Here is a 14,494-nt window from a genome sequence, read left to right on the forward strand (position 1 = left end):
CAGCAACGGCTCGATCACCGACCAAGCGGCCTCAGATATCTCCCCATCCCTCACGACCAATCCAACGATCGGATGATCGGAAAGACACTCCCTAGAAGGTCAATGCTGTCCCGGGGTGGACCGGCAGTCGTTCCACAGGGTGGCGAGGCGGGCCGGGATCTGAGTGATCGCGGCACAGCCCTGGGGGCTGGCGGGGAAACCGTCGCCGGCCACGTAGTGCCATCCGGCACCGGGGCGATCAACGAAGTACTTCATCGCAGCTCCGTCATCCTGTAGGGCCACCTGCTCCGCCTCCGTGCTGCCGGGGGTGAGCTGGAAGCGGGTCCCGGCGTAGAAGGTCCCGTCACAGCTGCCGTAGTAGAACGTGCCCTCGACCGGGGCGATGTGGCTGAGGGGTGGCTGGGCCTGGCTGCGGTAGGCCGCCGTGACGCTCGCCTTGACGGTGGCCGATGCCGGCAATGACCGGCAGCTGCCAGTTCTGGCCGGGGAGCCGGCGGTGGTGTGCCCGGGCGATGTACTCGGCGCCGCGGACGCCACCGTCGACGAAGAGGGCGTGCGCGAAGAGGGCGTTCGAGCTGCGTTCGGGGGGGCTGCTGTGTGCGGTGCTGCTGTTCGACGTGCAGCTCGTCAGCAGGACCACTGCCGCGGCGACCATGCCCAGACCGGCACTGCGGGACAGGGAGCGGTTCCGGCGTGTCATTTCGAACCATCCTCTCTGGTACATCCAGACAGGCCCGAGATGGCGTACTTCGGACACGTTCTCCCGGTCTTGTGCATCAAGACGCCACGGCATGGGCCGCGGTTTCACCGATTCCGCTTCGGTTCTCCGGCAGTCTCCCTGTTGTCCTCGCCTCGCGAGCGCCTGCCACGCACCGCCGGGCAGTTGTCCTTGAGGATGGCGCTTCACGGCCCGTGCGAAGGCTGTATTGCGGTTCTGTCATCGCCATGTGGACGGCGCCCCCCGGCCCATCCAGCTGACCTACTATCCGGTGTGGCTGATCGACGAACTATGAGATCGGCGATCCGTCCACCCGAAGCGAGAACGCACCCCGGTGAGAATCCTCCCTGCTCAACCCGATGACCTGGGCCACCTGCTCGCCTTTCGCGAGGAGGCCGCGGCCTGGCTGTCGCGCCTGGGTACCGACCAGTGGCAACGCCCCTACCCGGTGGAAGAACTGCTCGGAACCATACGATCCGGAACGGTCTTCATGGTGCGCGACGGCGAGGCCACGGCGGCTACGATCACTTTGACGCCGGAAGCGGAGGACGGGCTCTGGTCCGAGCAGGAACTGAAAGAGCCGTCCCTGTTCATCAACAAGCTCTCCGTCGCCCGCAGCCATGCCGGCCGTGATCTCGGCGGCCGTCTGCTCGATTGGGCAGGAGATCGCGCCCACCGTGCCGGAGCCACATGGCTGCGCCTTGATGCCTGGACGAGCAACAAGGCCTTGCAGGCGTACTACATCCGTCACGGCTTTGAGCACGTTCGCACCGTGTTGGACGGCGAGGCCATCTATGGGGGGCCTCGGCTTTCGGGCTGGCTAGCACAGCGGCCAACCCGTCCCGCGGTACATGGTTTTGTGGATGAGACGTCGGATCCTGCACGTTTCTCCGACGTCTGAAGGAAGTGCCCGCTCGCGGGTCCGGTCTACTGGGCCGCCTGTTCCTGTGGGGGCAGCAGCACGTCAGTGGCTGTGGACGGGGTGGGGTGACGCGGTGTCATGCGCTTCGCCAGCCACTCGAGGTTTTCCCATACGCGGGGTTCACCGTGCCGCTTCCGCTGCGCTTCGACCCATGGTCGGTAGTGGTTCCAGACCGAAATGATGATGCCGCCCCATGCCTCGTCGATCACGTCTCGGTCAAAGGCGTCTGTCTGTGCCCCGACAGCCAGGAAGTTGAACGTCGTCAGGTACGCGGTTATCAGCTTGGTCGTATGGCCATCGCCTGACAGTGCACGGTCAATCGAAGCCGCGATTGCGGCCTCGTCCCGTTCGGTGGGTATTCCCTCGCTGAACAGCACCTTCCGCCGATCCATGTTGGCGGTGAGGTACTCCATGGTCGCCTGTTTGCGGCGCCGGTCGTGATCCTGCTTGGTGCTGCGGGACAGCAAGACGAGCTGCCAAGCCACGGCTACGAACGCCACCACGCTGACGAGCAACGACCCGAAGGACGCCACTAAGGACCACGCTTCAAACGACGTCACGACCGCATACCTTACGGAAGACGTGCCGCCGGCGGGGTCGTTTCCGACAGAACGGGGCGGACACTGCGGGTGCGCCCGCCTGCGCAGGCTGACGACCGCGCACGGCGCAGGTCGATCGCATCTGTTCGCGGCCAGGATGGCGAGCGTGTCGTCGCCGGGCCCATCACTGCCGGTCATTCCCCGCAGGTGTCAGTCACCTTCCAGCGAGATCCGGGCCATGACCAGGCCGGTCGGCTGACGGGTCCGCTCAGCACTCCCCGCCGCCGGACTCGTTCTTGTGCAGTTTCTCGAGGTACTCGTGGGCGAGTGCGGTGGCGCGGGTGAACCAGTCGGTGACGACGGCGAGTTCGTCGGGCGAGTAGTCGGCGAAGAGGGTGTTCAGGCGGGCGTAGTGGCCCGCGTACACGGCGGTGACGCGCTCGACCGCCTCGGGGAGGGCTGCCACGCGGACGCGACGGCGGTCGGTGGGGTCGGGGCGGCGGGTGACGTATCCGGCGCGCTCCAGGCGGTTGAGGATCCCGGTGACCGCTCCCGTGGTGACGTGGGCGCGGGCCGCCAGGTCGCCGGCCGTGAGGAGGTCGTCGCCGGCCTCCAGCACGAATCCGAAACAGGTCAGGTCGGTGACGTTCAGGCCCAGTCGCCGGGCCAGTTCCTGCTGTCCGATCAGGTGGGCCGCGATGAGATGGTCCATCGCGGCCAGCGCCTGGGCCGGGGTGGCGGGCGGGCGCGGCGTGCCTTGCATCCTTCGATATTCCTTAGCTAGTGAGAGATTTAGCTGCTAAGTTTCTTATGACGTGAGGGAACTGTGGCGTCTCCCGCGTCGGGTTCGATTCTGCTGCCTACGCACGCCCTGGGAGAGGGAGGCGGGTACATGAGCGCACATCTGTACGACGAGGGGCACACGATCGCCGGCTGGACCGGCTTCGGCATCGCGGCCGTCGGGACCGGGATCGTGGGGCTGGGGGTGTGTACGGGATCGATTGCCGTCGTGGGTGGCGGGCTGGTTGTCGTCGTCCTCAGTGTCCTCGCCACCTGGGGGCTGCACCTCTCCGGCTGGGGCAAGCCGCCCGGGGTGCGGCCCCGGGAGCAGTGGGGGATGCGGGTGCGCGATCCGCTGGCGCGGGAGGGGCACACCGGGTGCGTGGGGTGCCGGCTGGCGGGGCGGGGGCGCGCGCGGCGTGCGACGGCCGTGGTGCCGGTCGGCTCGGGCGGGGCGGGCGGCGAGTTGGCAGAATCGGTACCTCTGTCATCTTTCGAGTGAATGTACCTCGTACGAACGGGAGTTGGCTTTATGTGCTCCTAGCTTCCGGTGTGGAGGTGATGCTCGATGTACGAGCAGAACGACACGCCGGCGGAAGAGCCGACGGCACACAAGCAGGACGCGATCGACATCAACGACTTCGTGTTCGCGGCCACCGGGGCGCGGGTACGGAGGCTGACGTTGCCGGACGGGGAGCACCGGTTTCCGGCGGCGGACGTGGGGCGCCACCTGGGGTACGCCAACACGCGCCAGGCATTGCAGATGCATGTTGCGGCAAACTGCCAGCGACGCCTGGATGAGGTTGCACAAGGCGTCTATACAGCAGACACCTTGAGCAAACTCGCAGCTCACAGGCTGCAAAGGTCAATGGAGATGGTTGACGGAGGACGTGCACGCGGTGGCGGCGTACCTGGCGCCGACGCTCGTGCGGGGACCGGCCCGGTGCCGGCTGGAGGACGTCGCCACGCGTACGGGGCTGACGCTCGAGCGGGTGCGTGACTGTGTGCGGATGCTGATCGAGCGCGGGTGCATCCGGCAGACGGGATGCGCACCGGACGGGGCGTCGGTGTACGTCCTGCCGTAGCGGTCCGTAGCGGTCGACGCAGCTGGCCCGAAGTCGCAAACCGAAGTTGCGGCTTCGGGCCTTTGCCTACCGTAGCGCCTCGCGGTCGTCGCGGGGCGTTGTCGGTGGGGCGTCCTACTCTGATGAGTGATGGCACAGGCATGGAAGTGCTCGGGGCTGCGGTGGTCGGCGGACGGTCCCGTGCTGGTGTGGGACGGCGGCCGGAGCAGTGCGCTGCCGTGGGGGAAGCGGGTGGCCTTCGGGGTCGCGGAAGGGGGAGCCAGGACATGTGTGGGAGCGCGGGGGCATGCCTGTGCGGTGCGGGCGGTGGTGCCGGGGCGCAGTACCGGCGCGCGGTGCGAGGAGTGCGCCCGTCTGGACCGGGCGCACTCCGTGGCGGCGGACACGATCGCGGACGATCGCCGGCCCTACCGCGTATATCTGGCGTGGTTCGGTCCCGGCATGGTCAAGGTCGGTATCACCGCCGTGGAGCGCGGCTCGGCGCGGCTGCTTGAGCAGGGGGCCGTCTGCTTCAGCTGGCTGGGCACCGGGCCGCTGATGGCCGCCCGGCGCACCGAGGAGCTGCTGCGCGCCGCGCTCGGCGTGCCGGACCGGATTCCGTACGCCGAGAAGCGGGCGGTGCGCTCCGCGTTGCCCGCGTCCGCGGAGGAGCGGGTGGCGGAGATCGCGGAGCTGCACGCGCGGGCGGTGGTGCTGGGCGGCTGGCCGGACTCGCTGACCCGGGCTTCGTACCAACCCGTCGATCACGTAGGAACGTTCGGGCTGGACGGGCTGCCGCCCGCTGCCGGGGAGGTGACCGAGCTGGTTCCGGGCGCTACGGTGCACGGCGAGCTCGTGGCGGCCGCCGGGCCGGACCTGCACCTGGCGGGCGGGGGCGGGGTCGTCGTGCTCGACACGCGGCTGGTGACCGGGTGGCCGCTGGTTCGGGCGGGCGCCGGTGAACTCACGGTGCCCGTCAGGCGGTTCCCTGCGGTGAGCAGCGTGCAGGACGAGCTTTTCTGACGGAGTCCGGCGTCGCCGCTTTCTCGGGCGTCGCAGGCGGCTCACAGCTTCTGGACAGCGTTCTCACCGGTCGCGCAGATCACGCGCTCAGGTTCGTGTGGGCCAAAACTGCCGCAACTGCGGGAAACGGCGCACGAGTCGACGCTCCGCTGAGAGATCCCTGTGTGTTTCTCAGGGAAATCACAGATAACGGAAAGCCCCTTCTCAGAGGGCCCCGACATGGTGTCCACCATGACCACGACCTCGCCCCAGGGGCGCACCGAACTGCTGAGGCCGGACGGGAGCCCCGTCCGAGTGCTTGTGGTGGACGACGAACTGTCGATCACCGAACTGCTGAGCATGGCTCTTCGTTACGAGGGCTGGCAGATCAGGAGTGCGGGTGACGGCACGGGGGCCATCCAGACGGCTCGCGAGTTCCGGCCCGACGCCGTCGTCCTGGACATGATGCTGCCCGACATGGACGGGCTGACCGTCCTCGGGCGGCTGCGGCGGGAGCTGCCCGACGTGCCGGTGCTCTTCCTGACGGCCAAGGACGCGGTCGAGGACCGGATCGCCGGTCTCACCGCCGGCGGCGACGACTACGTCACCAAGCCGTTCAGCCTGGAGGAGGTCGTGGCCAGGCTGCGCGGGCTCATCCGGCGCTCCGGTGCGGCCGACCGGCGGTCCGACTCGGTGCTGGTGGTCGGTGACCTGACCCTGGACGAGGACAGCCACGAGGTGTCGCGTTCGGGGGAGTCGATACACCTCACCGCCACCGAGTTCGAACTCCTGCGCTTCCTCATGCGCAATCCGCGGCGCGTGCTCAGCAAGGCGCAGATCCTGGACCGGGTGTGGTCGTACGACTTCGGCGGCCAGGCCAACGTCGTCGAGCTTTACATCTCGTACCTGCGGCGCAAGATCGACGCGGGGCGTGAGCCGATGATCCACACCCGGCGTGGGGCCGGCTACCTGATCAAGCCCGCCGCGTCATGAGCGGGCGACGACGGCCGCGTGCGCAGAAGCGACGTGCGGGAAAGCCGCGCACTCTTCGGTCGCGGCTCGTCGTCGCGGCGGTGACGCTGATCGCCGTGGTGTGCGCCGTGATCGGCACGGTGACGACCCTCGCACTGAAGCAGCACCTCGACGAACAGCTGAACAGCAAGGTGAACGACCTCGCCATGCGTGTCGTGGGCGGCCCCATGATGCACCGGGAGAACAACGGGGACGACCAGAAGGGTGCGCAGAACGGCGCGAACGGGACGAACCCGGCCCCTCCCCGGGCGAACGTCAACCTCTCGCCGAGTACCAGGACGAATCTGGCCGTCACCAAGACCCCGGGGATGCAGGAGAAGACCATCGTCGGCTACCTGGAGAACGGCAAGGTCGTCAGCGCCGCCATCGCGCAGCAGAAGAAGGGCAGCGACGGCTACTACCGGAACATGAGCGCGGGCACGCTCAGCGATGCGCAGAAAGCGGCGCTCAACTCGGTGCCGAGGGACAAACAAGCGCACACCGTGGACATCCCCGGTCTCGAGGAGTACCGCGTCCAGTACGTCGAGCCGCCGGACCACAGCCAGGGGCAGGGGTACTACGTCGCTCTGCCGACCGCGGACGTCTCCAACACCATCACAACGCTGATCATCGTCGAGATCAGCGTCACCGCCGCCGGCCTCGGCGCCGCCGTCATCGCCGGATACGTGCTCGTCGGAATCGCCACCCGCCCCCTCCGCCGCGTCGCCGCCACCGCCACCCGGGTCTCCGAACTCCCCCTCCACACCGGCGAGGTGAACCTCAGCGAGCGTGTCCCGGAGTCGGAGACCGATCCGCACACCGAGGTCGGCCAGGTCGGTGCCGCACTCAACCGCATGCTCAACCACGTGCACGGCGCGCTGCACGCGCGGCAGCAGAGCGAGATGCGGGTACGGCAGTTCGTGGCCGACGCCAGTCACGAGCTGCGAACGCCGCTCGCCTCCATCCGCGGGTACGCCGAGCTCACCCGGCGCGGACGCGAGGAGGTCGGGCCCGACACCCGGCACGCCCTCGGGCGTATCGAGTCCGAGGCCGGGCGGATGACCCTGCTCGTCGAGGACCTGCTGCTCCTCGCACGGCTCGACGCCGGGCGCCCGCTGCAGTTCGAGCAGACCGACCTGATCCCGCTGGTCGTGGACACGATCAGCGACTCACGTGCGGCCGGGATGGACCACACCTGGCGGCTCGACCTGCCCGACGAACCGGCCCTGGTGTCGGCGGACGCGGCCCGGATCCAGCAGGTGCTGGTCAACCTGCTGGGCAACGCCCGCAAGCACACCCCGCCCGGGACGACCATCACCGCGCGCGTGCAACGACGCGGTCCGTGGATGTGCGTGGACGTGGAGGACAACGGCCAGGGAATCCCGGCCGATCTGCTGCCGCACGTCTTCGAGCGGTTCGCGCGCGGCGACTCCGCGCGGTCGAGGGCGACCGGTTCGACCGGTCTGGGCCTCGCCATCGTGCAGGCGGTCGCGACCGCGCACGGTGGCGCGGTGACCGTGGACAGCGTGCCGGGACGGACGGTGTTCACCATGCACCTGCCCGCGCTCGGCCCCGCCGTGCCCCGGCCGGCCCCCGAAACGAACTGGCAGTCGCACTCACAGGCACACCACAGCACCAACACATGGGTGCAACAGGGCGCTTGACCAGAGTCGTTGCCATGCGAACCGACTCTTCTCCCGGCACCCTGCCGGCGCGGGAGCACCTCCCGGCCGGCGACGCCGGTACGCCTGTCCTGGACGTAGTGGTCCCCGTCTACAACGAGGAGAAGGACCTCCGGCCCTGTGTGCTCAGACTGCACGAGCACCTCACGCGCACCTTCCCGTACGCGTTCCGCATCACGATCGCGGACAACGCGTCCACGGACACCACCCCCCAGGTGGCGGCGCGGCTGGAGGCGGAGATCCCGGAGGTCACCAACTTCCGCCTGGAGCAGAAAGGCCGGGGCCGTGCCCTGCGGACCGTGTGGTCCGCCTCGGACGCTCCGGTCCTCGCCTACATGGACGTCGACCTGTCCACCGACCTCAACGCGCTGCTGCCGCTGGTGGCGCCGCTGATCTCGGGCCACTCCGACCTGGCGATCGGGTCCCGGCTGGCCCGTTCCTCGCGGGTGGTGCGCGGCCCCAAGCGGGAGTTCATCAGCCGCGCCTACAACCTGATCCTGCGCGGCTCGCTGCAGGCCCGGTTCTCGGACGCGCAGTGCGGCTTCAAGGCGATCCGGCGTGACGTCGCCCAGGTGCTGCTGCCGCTGGTGGAGGACACCGGCTGGTTCTTCGACACCGAGATGCTGGTGCTCGCCGAGCGCGCGGGCCTGAGGATCCACGAGGTGCCGGTCGACTGGGTCGACGACCCGGACTCGACGGTGCACATCGTGAAGACGGCGACCGACGACCTCAAGGGCGTGTGGCGGATCGGGAAGGCCCTGACCACCGGTTCGCTGCCGCTGGACCGGCTCACCCGGCCGTTCGGCGACGACCCGCGCGACCGGGAGATCAAGGACGTACCGAAGGGGCTGGCCCGCCAGCTGGTCGGGTTCTGCGTCGTCGGTGGTCTGTCCACCCTGTTCTACCTGGCGCTGTACAGCGTCTTCCGGCAGTTCTCCGGCTCGCAGCTCGCCAACGCGCTGGCCCTGCTGGTCTCGGCGGTGGCGAACACGGCGGCCAACCGGCGGCTCACCTTCGGGGTGCGGGGCCGGGGCGGTGCCGTCCGGCACCAGGCGCAGGGCCTGGTGGTCTTCGGTATCGGCCTCGCCCTGACCAGCGGCTCGCTCGCCGCACTGAACGCGGCCACCTCCGACCCCGCGCACTCCACCGAACTGGCGGTGCTGATCGCCGCCAACCTCGCGGCGACGGTGCTGCGCTTCCTGCTGTTCCGCGCGTGGGTGTTCCCGGACCGCGGGGACTGTGCCGAGGGGCCCACGGCAGTGGCCGCGCACCGCGCGTCCTCGCCGGCCCACAGCACGGTCATCCCGCAGCGGACCGGCCCGTACGCGCCGCTGCCGCAGCGCCCGGCGCCGCACCAGACCCGCACCGCGTACGACACGACGACCCAGTTCCGCGCCGGTGAAGCCGCGGACGGCACCTGGAGGGACGCGACGATGCGGTTGCAGCCCGTCCGGACCCACGACACCGACCCGAGGGACGCCCGATGAGCACCCACACCGACCACACGACCCACCCGGGGGGCACGGGTCCCTCCGACTGGGGCCCGCCCGAGACCGCCGCTCCCCCGGCCGTCTCCCCGGCCGCCCCGCAGGCGCGGCAACCGCGACAACCGCAGCAGCCGCCCGCGGCCCCGGCGCCCGGTTCGGGTGAGCCCGAGCAGCCCTTCGTCCGCCGACTGTGGCGCGGCCGGCCCGAGGACCCGCGCTGGGTGCGCCCGGCCTTCCTCGGCCTGCTGGCCGCCACCTTCCTGCTGTACCTGTACAACCTGAGTGCCTCCGGTTACGCCAACTCCTTCTACTCGGCGGCCGTACAGGCGGGCAGCAGGTCCTGGAAGGCGTTCTTCTTCGGATCGCTGGACGCGGGCAACGCCATCACCGTCGACAAGCCCCCGGCCTCGCTGTGGCCGATGGCGCTGTCGGTGCGGATCTTCGGCCTCAACTCGTGGGCGATCCTGGTGCCCGAGGTCATCATGGGTGTGGCGACGGTCGCCGTGGTGTACGCGGGCGTGCGCCGCCGGTTCAGCCCCGCGGCCGGTCTGATCGCGGGTGCGGTGCTCGCGCTCACCCCTGTGGCGGCGCTGATGTTCCGGTTCAACAACCCGGACGCGATGCTGGCGCTGCTCATGGCCGTCGCCTGCTCCCTGGTGGTGCGGGCCGTGGAGGACGGCCGTACGAAGTGGCTGGTCTGGGCGGGTGTGGCGATCGGCTTCGCGTTCCTCGCCAAGACCCTGCAGGCCTTCCTGATCCTGCCGCCGCTGGCGATCGTCTACGCGGTGTGCGCGCCGGTGTCGCTGAAGAAGCGGTTCGGGCAGCTCGCCGCGGCGACGGGTGCGCTGGTCGTCTCGGGCGGCTGGTGGGTCGCGATCGTCGAGCTGTGGCCCGCCTCGTCCCGCCCTTACATCGGCGGCTCGCAGAACAACTCCTTCCTGGAGCTGACCTTCGGCTACAACGGCCTCGGCCGGCTGAGCGGTGACGAGACCGGCAGCGTCGGCGGTGGCGGCGGTGGCGCGGGCGGCGGTACCGGCATGTGGGGCGAGACCGGCTGGAACCGGATGTTCGACTCCGAGGTCGGCGGCCAGATCTCCTGGCTGCTGCCGGCCGCGCTGATCCTGCTGGTCGCGGGCCTGGTGGCCACCCGGAGGCTGAAGCGGACGTCCGTGACCCGCGCCTCGTTCCTGGTGTGGGGCGGTTCGCTGCTGATCACCATGGTGGTCTTCAGCTACATGGCGGGCATCTTCCACCAGTACTACACGGTGGCCCTCGCCCCCTATCTCGCGGCCGTGATCGGCATGGGCGCCGGGCTGCTGTGGGAGAAGCGGCGGGAGACGTGGGCGTCGATCACCCTCGCCGCCTCCGTCGTGGCGGCCGCGGCCTGGGGGTACGTCCTGCTCAACCGCACCTCCGACTACCTGCCCTGGCTGAAGTGGCTGGTGCTCGTCGGCGGTCTGGCCGCCGCGCTCGGCCTGGTCTTCGCGGGCCGGATGACCCGCCGGCTGGCCCTCGGCGCGGCGGCGGCCGGTCTGGTGGCGGCGCTGGCCGGCCCGACCGCGTACACCCTCAGCACGCTGCAGGAGGGCCACACCGGCTCCATCGTCACGGCGGGTCCGGCGGGCGCGAGCATGATGGGCGGCGGCCGTGGCGGTCCCGGCGGCGGTATGCGCGGCGGCTTCGGCGGCGGTATGCCGGGCCAGGGGCAGCAGGGGCAGCAGGGGCAGCAGGGCAATGGCACGGGCGGTTTCCCCGGCGGCGGCATGCCGGGTCAGAGCCGGCAGAACGGCGGCGGCACCACCCAGAATCAGCGGAACGGCGGCGGCCTCCCCGGTGGCGGTCGGATGGGCGAGGGCGGCCGGACGGGCGGCGCCGGTGGCGTCGGCGGTCTGCTGAACGGCGCCAGCGTCAGCTCCGCGGCCAAGAAGCTGCTGGAGGCGGATGCCGGGAAGTACACCTGGGTCGCCGCGTCCATCGGCTCCCAGAACGCGGCGAGCTACCAGTTGGCCACCGGCGACCCGGTGATGGCGATCGGCGGCTTCAACGGCACCGACCCGTCGCCGACGCTGGCCCAGTTCCAGCAGTACGTGACGGAAGGGAAGATCCACTACTTCATCTCGGGCGGCGGCATGGGCGGTGGCAACAGCGGCACGGCGTCCCAGATCACCTCGTGGGTCCAGAGCAACTTCAAGAAGGTGACGGTCGGTTCGGCCACCTTCTACGACCTCACGCAGAAGACCAGCGGCTGACGGCCGGCAACCGACGGCCGGTACGGAGGCGGTTCACGGAGGGAGGCGGTGGCCGAGGGGCCACCGCCTCCTCGTGTCGACGACGCGCGCGGCCGCGGACGGGGGACAGCTCTGGCATCGTGGAAGGTGGCCCCACAGGTCGAGGAAGGTGCGCCGATGGCGAAGGCTGGCGAGCGGTCGGCGCGGTCCAGTGTCTGGCTGGAGGGCAAGCCGCGCCGGGGCGGACGAGGGCAGCCCTCCGGGCTGGACCGTGACCGGATCACCGGGGTCACCGTGCGGCTGCTGGACGCGGAGGGGCTGGCCAAGCTGTCCATGCGGCGACTGGCCGCCGAGCTGGACGTCACCGCGATGTCCCTGTACTGGTACGTCGACACCAAGGACGACCTGCTCGAACTGGCGCTGGACGCGGCCCTCGGCGAGCTCCGGCTGCCCGACCCGGAGGCCGCGGACGAGGACTGGCGGGACCAGGTGCGGGCGCTGGCCCGGGAGTACCGGGGGCTGCTGGTACGCCATCCCTGGCTGTCGCCGCTGGTGGGACGGTTCCTGAACATCGGGCCGAACGCGCTGGCCTTCTCCTGGGTGCTGCAGCGGGTCATGCGCCGGGCGGGGCTGCCCGCGCACGGGGTGACCGGCGCGATCTCGGCCGTGTTCCAGTTCGTGTACGGCTACGGCACCGTCGAGGGCCACTTCTCCGCGCGGGCCGCGGACACCGGGCTGAGCCCCGACGACTACTTCCAGCAGGCCATGAGAGCGGTGACCGGGACGCCGGGCGAGGCCGCCGTGTTCCTGGCGGAGTCCGAGGAGCTCATGGCGGCCCGCGGCGGCGACACGGTCAAGGAGATGCTGGAGCGGGACTTCACCTTCGCCCTGGACCTGCTGGTGGCAGGCATCGAGGCGATGGTGGCACGCGGCTGACCAGGCCCCCCGCGGCTACTCCCCGTCCGCCAGTCGCGCTGGGAAGCCGCCGGTGGCCACGGGGCCCCGGCGTTCGGGTGTGATGCGGATGATGGACTTGCTTGCTTGACCATCGCCTGACGGGCCCCTTCTGTCTGCGCCGCTTGCACTGCTGCGCAGGCTGCGCGGCGCTGCGCCGGACTCCGTCCGTCGGGCGAGGCCGACCGGGCCCCCGCGGCTACTCCCCGTCCGCCAGTCGCGCTGGGAAGCCGCCGGTGGCCACGGGGCCCCAGCGTTCGGGTGTGATGCGGATGATGGACTTGCCCTGCTTGACCATCGCCTGACGGTACTCGTCCCAGTCCGGGTGCTCGCCGGCGATGTTGCGGTAGTACTCGACCAGCGGCTCGACGGAGTCGGGGGTGTCGATGACCTCGGCCGTGCCGTCGATCTGGACCCAGGGGCCGTTCCAGTCGTCGCTCAGGACGATCAGGCTGACCCGGGGGTCCCGCTTGGCGTTGCGGGTCTTGGCGCGTTCGGGGTAGGTGGAGACGACGATGCGGCCCGAGTCGTCGACCCCGCAGGTCAGTGGCGATCCCTGGGGTCCGCCGTCGGCCCGGCGGGTCAGCAGGATCGCGTGGTGGCGGGGGCGTACGAAGTCCAGCAACTCGTCGAGGGACACGGCGGTGTTGGTCGCGATGTTCGGTGCCATACGGCCAGCCTAGGGGGTGTCTTGTGGATCAGGCCGGCACACACCGACGGCGCCTTCCAGTCGGCCGCGGCCTCGGGATGATCCACAAGACACCCCCTGAGGCCGCCCGCCACCGGATGGGCCGGTGCTACGCCGTCAGTGCCTCCGTCAGGTCGTCGTACACCGGGACGTCGCGGCGTACGCCGGTCAGTTCCAGGACGCGGCCGGGGAGTTCCTGGGGGTGGGCCACCACGCGTACCTGGGTGTCCGGGGGCAGGAGGCGGCGTACCTCGTGGATCAGGCGGGCGCCCTGGGAGTCGAGGAAGCCGGTGTCCGTGAGGTCCAGGACGAGTACGCGCAGGCGGCCGGCGCGGGCCTCGCTGAGGGACCGCACGTGGGCGAGCAGGGCGTCGGCGTTGCAGAGGTCGATTTCCGGGGGGAGCGTGAGCAGGGTGCGGCCCGGCAGGCCACTCGGGTCGCGGGGAGTCGGGAGGAAGGTCACGGCACTCACCTGACGGCAGACGGTCGTCCGGATTCCTGACGGAATGGAACGCGGCCGCTTCCTGACCCTCGGCCCATTCCACCACGCACCGCGCGGCCATGGAAGCGCGTGCTGCCGGGTCGTCGGGCGAAGGTCACCTCACGGCAACAGAGCAGTTAGAGTGCTGTACGTCCTGTGCTCGCAGTCGGGAATGTGCTGCGGAGCTCTCCTGCGCATGGCCGTGAGGCCTTGCATGCCGAAGAGGTTCGTGGTGGCTGCGTCCGACTTTTCCGATGTGCCCGGTTTGCCGGTCGACTTCGAGCTGGCCGAGGCACTCACGGTGGCGGCTCGGCAACTGCACGAGACCACCACCTCGCACGGCACCCTGCGCACCGCGGTCAATCTGGCGGTGCATCTGCTGCCCGGCGCAGAGCACGCCGGGATCTCGGAGATCGAGCGCGGCGACCTGCGCCGTACGATCGCCTGGACCGACGAGGTGGTACGCACCGCCGAGTCACCGGACGGCGCCGAAGGCGCACCGCACTGGGAGCAGTTGTGGAACACGCCGGTGGCGCGGATAGAGGACAGCGGGACCGACGGCGGCGGTGGCCTGCTGTCGGACCTGGGGCTGCGCTCGGTCCTCTCCCTGCGGCTGCGCGCCGACCGCCGTCGGCTCACCGTGCTGACCGCCTACTCCCGCAAGCCGCGCGCCTTCGACGAGGCCACCACCCGGGTGGGCCGGCTGTTCACCGCCCATGTCAGCCTGGCCCTGCAGTCGGTGACCGTCCGCGAGCAGCTCACCGAGGCCATGCGCACCCGGGACCTGATCGGCCAGGCCACCGGCATCCTCATGGAACGCCTGGACATCGACGCGGCGGAGGCCTTCGACAGCCTGGTCCGCACCTCCCAGCGGGAGAACGTCAAGCTGCGTGACCTGGCCCGCCGCATCGTGGGCAACAAGGAAGGGGCCTGAGGCC

General features: G+C 70.2%; 15 protein-coding genes and 1 pseudogene. 10 read left to right on the forward strand and 6 right to left on the reverse strand.

Annotation, left to right across the window (positions count from 1 at the left end; genetic code table 11):
* Positions 1-99 precede the first annotated feature (99 nt).
* Positions 100-459 (reverse strand): hypothetical protein, encoded by a 360-nt coding sequence (locus ACFYZQ_RS34850; RefSeq protein ID WP_389156773.1) that lies wholly within the window; start codon positions 457-459, stop codon positions 100-102.
* Between the two features lie 593 nt (positions 460-1,052).
* On the opposite strand from ACFYZQ_RS34850, the gene ACFYZQ_RS34855 reads away from it, so the two are divergent.
* Positions 1,053-1,619, forward strand: coding sequence for a GNAT family N-acetyltransferase (locus tag ACFYZQ_RS34855; RefSeq protein WP_389156776.1), 567 nt, complete (start codon positions 1,053-1,055; stop codon positions 1,617-1,619).
* A 26-nt stretch (positions 1,620-1,645) separates the two neighbouring features.
* On the opposite strand, the gene ACFYZQ_RS34860 is transcribed toward ACFYZQ_RS34855, so the two are convergent.
* The gene (locus ACFYZQ_RS34860) at positions 1,646-2,200 is read right to left on the reverse strand and encodes a DUF4760 domain-containing protein (RefSeq protein WP_389156779.1); all 555 of its coding nucleotides are present in this window, start codon (positions 2,198-2,200) and stop codon (positions 1,646-1,648) included.
* Positions 2,201-2,447: 247 nt separating this feature from the next.
* Positions 2,448-2,942, reverse strand: a complete 495-nt coding sequence (locus tag ACFYZQ_RS34865) for a MarR family winged helix-turn-helix transcriptional regulator (RefSeq protein WP_389156782.1) — start codon at positions 2,940-2,942, stop codon at positions 2,448-2,450.
* 129 nt (positions 2,943-3,071) lie between these two features.
* Here ACFYZQ_RS34865 and ACFYZQ_RS34870 point away from each other — a divergent pair, with 129 nt between their 5' ends.
* The 8 genes from ACFYZQ_RS34870 (at position 3,072) to ACFYZQ_RS34905 (ending at position 12,369) form a co-directional block, all read left to right on the forward strand.
* On the forward strand, positions 3,072-3,461 hold the full coding sequence (locus ACFYZQ_RS34870) for an HGxxPAAW family protein (protein WP_389156785.1): 390 nt from the start codon (positions 3,072-3,074) through the stop codon (positions 3,459-3,461).
* 376 nt (positions 3,462-3,837) lie between these two features.
* A complete protein-coding gene (locus tag ACFYZQ_RS34875; RefSeq protein ID WP_389156787.1) occupies positions 3,838-4,044 on the forward strand; it encodes a hypothetical protein in 207 nt (68 codons plus the stop codon).
* 129 nt (positions 4,045-4,173) lie between these two features.
* Positions 4,174-5,046, forward strand: a complete 873-nt coding sequence (locus ACFYZQ_RS34880) for a DUF2797 domain-containing protein (protein WP_389156790.1) — start codon at positions 4,174-4,176, stop codon at positions 5,044-5,046.
* Between the two features lie 231 nt (positions 5,047-5,277).
* Positions 5,278-6,018: a response regulator transcription factor gene (locus ACFYZQ_RS34885; RefSeq protein ID WP_389156793.1), complete on the forward strand. Its 741-nt coding sequence runs from the start codon at positions 5,278-5,280 to the stop codon at positions 6,016-6,018.
* The gene (locus tag ACFYZQ_RS34890) at positions 6,015-7,700 is read left to right on the forward strand and encodes an ATP-binding protein (RefSeq protein WP_389156796.1); all 1,686 of its coding nucleotides are present in this window, start codon (positions 6,015-6,017) and stop codon (positions 7,698-7,700) included. The genes ACFYZQ_RS34885 and ACFYZQ_RS34890 overlap by 4 nt, the downstream gene beginning before the upstream one ends.
* Positions 7,701-7,714: 14 nt before the next feature.
* Positions 7,715-9,205 (forward strand): glycosyltransferase, encoded by a 1,491-nt coding sequence (locus ACFYZQ_RS34895; RefSeq protein WP_389156799.1) that lies wholly within the window; start codon positions 7,715-7,717, stop codon positions 9,203-9,205.
* Positions 9,202-11,454: an ArnT family glycosyltransferase gene (locus ACFYZQ_RS34900; protein WP_389156802.1), complete on the forward strand. Its 2,253-nt coding sequence runs from the start codon at positions 9,202-9,204 to the stop codon at positions 11,452-11,454. Before ACFYZQ_RS34895 ends, ACFYZQ_RS34900 begins: the two co-directional genes overlap by 4 nt.
* Positions 11,455-11,610: 156 nt before the next feature.
* Positions 11,611-12,369 carry a TetR/AcrR family transcriptional regulator C-terminal domain-containing protein gene (locus ACFYZQ_RS34905; RefSeq protein ID WP_389156804.1) on the forward strand — a complete coding sequence of 253 codons (759 nt, stop codon included), beginning with the start codon at positions 11,611-11,613 and terminating at the stop codon, positions 12,367-12,369.
* Between the two features lie 15 nt (positions 12,370-12,384).
* On the opposite strand, the pseudogene ACFYZQ_RS34910 reads toward ACFYZQ_RS34905, so the two are convergent.
* The 3 genes and pseudogenes from ACFYZQ_RS34910 to ACFYZQ_RS34920 form a co-directional block, all read right to left on the reverse strand.
* Positions 12,385-12,468, reverse strand: a pseudogene (locus ACFYZQ_RS34910) (PPOX class F420-dependent oxidoreductase); the annotation flags it as partial.
* Between the two features lie 118 nt (positions 12,469-12,586).
* On the reverse strand, positions 12,587-13,057 hold the full coding sequence (locus tag ACFYZQ_RS34915; RefSeq protein ID WP_389156806.1) for a PPOX class F420-dependent oxidoreductase: 471 nt from the start codon (positions 13,055-13,057) through the stop codon (positions 12,587-12,589).
* Positions 13,058-13,184: 127 nt separating this feature from the next.
* Positions 13,185-13,538: an STAS domain-containing protein gene (locus tag ACFYZQ_RS34920; RefSeq protein WP_389156808.1), complete on the reverse strand. Its 354-nt coding sequence runs from the start codon at positions 13,536-13,538 to the stop codon at positions 13,185-13,187.
* A 232-nt stretch (positions 13,539-13,770) separates the two neighbouring features.
* Here ACFYZQ_RS34920 and ACFYZQ_RS34925 point away from each other — a divergent pair, with 232 nt between their 5' ends.
* Positions 13,771-14,490 (forward strand): ANTAR domain-containing protein, encoded by a 720-nt coding sequence (locus ACFYZQ_RS34925; RefSeq protein WP_389156811.1) that lies wholly within the window; start codon positions 13,771-13,773, stop codon positions 14,488-14,490.
* Positions 14,491-14,494 lie beyond the last annotated feature (4 nt).

Source organism: Streptomyces sp. NPDC001843 (assembly GCF_042891955.1).
GTDB lineage: Bacteria > Actinomycetota > Actinomycetes > Streptomycetales > Streptomycetaceae > Streptomyces.